The sequence below is a fragment of the Candidatus Zixiibacteriota bacterium genome (assembly GCA_014728145.1).
Lineage (GTDB): Bacteria > Zixibacteria > MSB-5A5 > JAABVY01 > JAABVY01 > WJMC01.
This window is the reverse complement of the sequence record WJMC01000219.1, coordinates 1-3,991: the sequence shown is the minus strand read 5'-3', so window position 1 is coordinate 3,991 and position 3,991 is coordinate 1. Positions and strand designations below refer to the sequence as shown.

The 3,991-nt window shown below is 49.6% G+C and carries 4 protein-coding genes; all 4 read left to right on the top strand.

Features of this window, described 5'->3' with window-relative positions:
- Positions 1 to 1,192, top strand: a 1,192-nt coding sequence (locus tag GF404_12510; GenBank protein MBD3383003.1) for an AAA family ATPase, incomplete at its 5' end; no start/stop codon positions are given.
- A gap of 2 nt (positions 1,193 to 1,194) precedes the next feature.
- Entirely contained in the window at positions 1,195 to 2,811 is a 1,617-nt protein-coding gene (locus GF404_12505) for a hypothetical protein (protein ID MBD3383002.1), read from the top strand.
- Entirely contained in the window at positions 2,808 to 3,644 is an 837-nt protein-coding gene (locus GF404_12500; protein MBD3383001.1) for a hypothetical protein, read from the top strand. The genes GF404_12505 and GF404_12500 overlap by 4 nt, the downstream gene beginning before the upstream one ends.
- The coding region (locus tag GF404_12495; GenBank protein ID MBD3383000.1) for a hypothetical protein at positions 3,641 to 3,991 on the top strand (351 nt) is incomplete at its 3' end. The genes GF404_12500 and GF404_12495, both read left to right, overlap by 4 nt.

The following is a 3,991-nucleotide window of genomic DNA, read 5'->3' as shown; positions in this document are numbered from 1 at the left end:
GGAACTGTCAGGTACATTCTCGCCGTCGTATTCGGTCCGTGATCTCCGCCAGCAGATTCAGGAAATGGCTGACTACCGGCAGTTATTGAACAGCGCCGGTGTCATCGGGCGCTCCAGCCATCTCAAGTACCAGGCTTCGATTTTGAGACAGGTTTCGCCGACCGATGCCACTGTTTTAATCAGCGGTGAGTCGGGGACCGGCAAAGAGCTTCTGGCGCGCGCGATACATAATAATTCTCATCGCCGGGACAAGCCCTATGTCTCGGTCAACTGTGCCGCAATTTCCGAATCGCTTCTGCAAAGTGAACTGTTTGGACATGAGAAGGGGGCTTTCACCGGAGCAGACCGTCGCCATGCCGGCTACTTTGAGACCGCCGCGGGCGGGACGATATTTTTGGATGAAATCGGCGAATTCAAGCTCGACCTGCAGGCCAGGCTTCTCCATGTGCTGGAGCAGAAGACATTCTACCGGGTGGGGGGAAACCAGCAGCTCAATGCCGAGGTCCGGATAGTCTGCGCTACCAACCGCAATCTTCCTGATCTTGTGCAGGAAGGCAAATTCCGGGCCGACCTGTACTACCGCCTGTCCGTGATCCAGATGGTCACTGAACCGTTGCGCAACCGGCCCGAGGATATTTACCCGCTGGCGAAATATTTTTTGTCACAGCTTGATTCCGAGATCGGGGAGTTCGAAATCCTGCCCGAGGCTGTCAGCTATATGCTCCGCTACAGTTGGCCTGGCAATGTACGTGAGTTAAAGAACTTTATCCAGTCATCCGCTTACCTCTCTCGTGATCATCAGATCAAGGCCGGGGATGTCGAGGAATTTATTCGTAAATCGACAGCCGCCAACCGCTCACTTCCGGTTGCCACCGGCAAAACCTCCGAGCAGGCGGATTTCGAGCTGATTTATCGCGCGCTTTTGAACCTGGCACGGGAGATCGCTGAGATGAAGAAGATTTTGCTCGAACGTGGTGTGCCAGTATCGACGGATACAGGCGAGATCTATGTCTCCGGAGAACCGTCCGGTCATGAAGAATATTCCGATGTGAAAAATCTGCGCCAGGTCGAAAAGGAGATGATCAAAAAAGCTCTTCAGGCCTCCAACGGTCAGCGAAAAAAAGCAGCCGAGCTTTTGGGTATAGGCGAACGCACCCTCTATCGCAAACTCAAAGAATATGATCTCAGGTAATCATGCGAATTCTGCTGTTTGTTGTTATACTGTTTCTCCCTTCCCAAATATTTGCTTCATTAATCAATACTTACTGGCTGGATTCCGAAAGCGAGCTTCAGTACCTGTTTGAAAGCGGTCAAATAGATCTCGACAAATACCTGCTTTTCGACGAACTCTTCAGCCTGCCCCAATATTTCGACAGCCTGGCTTTAAATGAAATAGTGCGTTCGGTGGAAGACCTTTCCGGGCTGGATGCGGTCGCTCTTGACAGCTTGATTCATGAGTTTGAAATGCGCACTCAAAAGCCTCAATTGTTCGATCGCCTGAGCATGCAGTTTAGTTACCGCTACTACCAGGATTTTGACCGGAATCGCTTTAGCCGCGAGTATATCTATCTCACCGGAAACTACGATAAATCTGTTGAATATGATTTTCAGATGGAACGAAGCGACGCTCAGCGCGACCTCTATTTTCGCAAGCGCAGGATCAGCTTTTTAAAAGGATCATTTGCAGTTGACCTCGGCAACTTCTATCCCCGCTGGGGCCAGGGGATCACTGTGGGATATCACAGCCGTTTTCTCGACAAGGATAACAACCGCGTTTACCGGTCAATACTGTATCCGCGACTGGGCAGATTTAACGGGCTTCAGCTGTCATTTAAAAGTGATGCTGTTTCATCGGCCTTAATCCTGTCTCACGACCGAACTCCTGACCAAAATGGCAGTCTGGCCGCAATAAAACTGGCCTATAACTTCAAGTGCAATAGAATCGGCCTGATCGGCAATTACCATCATTTGAAAAACGAGCAAAACAACAGCGAATATGATGATTTAGTGGCTGGAATATACGGCGATTTTAGATTCAATCCATACCAGTTCCAGGCCGAAATCAGCGAATACCAAAGCGATTACTTCGCCTATTATATGCAGCTCAGTCGCAGTTATTCCAGGGGCAGGTTTCGTCTGACCGTATGGAATTACCCGGCAGGATATATCAATCCCTATGGTGCCGGCAGGGCCAACTCAGATTATCGTTCGGTCAGTATTGAAGATACCGAAATCGAATACCGCAGTCGCCAGAATGGAGAATACGGATGGCTGTTGAACAATTCGCTTGAGCTGTCACCTGCTACTCGATTAAGCACAGATATCAATTTCTGGCGCGATGGCGGCAAAGAAGAAAAACTGCGGGGACGCTGGCTGATCCAGTATCAATTCAGCAGATTTTTGGACCTCAGGATGACATACCTGTGGGGTGATGACAACCTTTCCGAAAACTATGGACGGCGCGACCACTACCGCTGTGACCTGATCTGGCGTGAATATGGTAAAGTTTATTTCCGGGTCGGGACTGAGTTCAAGCGGGTGTTTTACGAATACGGAAGGCGAGATTTCGTGCGCGTCGAAACAAGTCTCAGGTGGCGCCTGTCGAAATCTGTAAACACCTCAATGAAGCTCAGCCGAATAGATTCTGACCTGACCGACGGTGAGGCCGGTTACTGGCTGATTTACCTGGGTGAAGAATTGTCTCTCAGCTCGAATATCTTTTTGAAAGCCACGCTTGACACGCGCGAGGGAAAAACTTACAATCTGATCGATTCGGGCAGAATAAAATTGACTCTTGAATTTATATCATGATTAAGGCAACTTTCACAGCTTTCCTTATATTTTTGCTGACTCTGATGACAGATCTGCCGGCGCAGGTGGTGGTCAATGAGTTTTTGGCTGATCCGGATGATCCCCTCGAGTCGGAGTGGATTGAATTGTACAATGCTTCCGATATTGCCGTGGATATCTACGGGTGGAAAGTCTGCGATCTGGTCGCTTGTGTCGATTTGCCCGATGTTGTTATTGAAAACGACCAATATCTCGTGATTTGTCAGGACGAACTCTCTTTTCGCTCTTATTATCCTGATTTCGATGGCGAACTGTATCAGCTCGAGAGCTGGCGTCAGCTCAACAACGGCGGTGATCAGATCCTGCTGATCGATTTCTCGGAGCAGACAGTTGATTCCGTGACCTATCAAGCGGGCAATGACAGCAATATCTCCTGGGAACGTATCGATCCAATCGATGCCGGCTACGACAGCACGAACTGGCATGCCTCGCTCGACTCGACCGGCTCGACACCGGGAATGATCAATTCAGTCGTCTACGGTTTCAGCTCAGACTTCGATATTTCGCTTCGCAATAAGGTTTTCTCCCCGGGATGCGGATGCCCCGACGACCGTCTTGAATTCACTGTTGAACTGCCTCGTGAATGTGAGCTGACATTGACAGTATTCGACCTCGATGGCAGGGAGGTAATGAAAATCTATGACAGTCGATCCCTGACCTCTGGAGAATACTCCTATGATGGCCGTGACACTTACGGCAATTACCTGGCGGTCGGTATGTATATACTCCTGGCCGAAGTTGAAGGCTACTGTTCCGGCTCGAAAAAACTGGTTTTCGGGGTGGCTAAAAGATGATGATCAGACATTTTGTCATACTGTTGTCTGTAATCGTGATTTCGTTTATCTCGGGATCGCACATGAGTGCTTGCTCGCCGGTTCAGCAGGCGATGGGGCAGACCTCGGTCAGCAGGTACCTGTCGGCGCAGGTGATTTACAAAAACCCGGCGCTTCTGTCATATATCGAGAAGCCGTCGGTATCGTTTTCATTCAGCAGACCCTATAATCTGAATGAACTGGATCAGTTGTGGATTTCCTCATCCTACAGCTATAATCGCCTGGCTGTGGCGATAGCGTTTTCAAATTTCGGTCAGGCCGATATCCTGACTGAAAACCATGTCCGGATCGGGTTGTCCTGTAACCTG

Coding starts and splice junctions, on each gene's coding strand:
- GF404_12505 (MBD3383002.1), top strand. CDS start 1,195: ATGCGAATTCTGCTGTTTGTTGTTATACTGTTTCTCCCTTCCCAAATA.
- GF404_12500 (MBD3383001.1), top strand. CDS start 2,808: ATGATTAAGGCAACTTTCACAGCTTTCCTTATATTTTTGCTGACTCTG.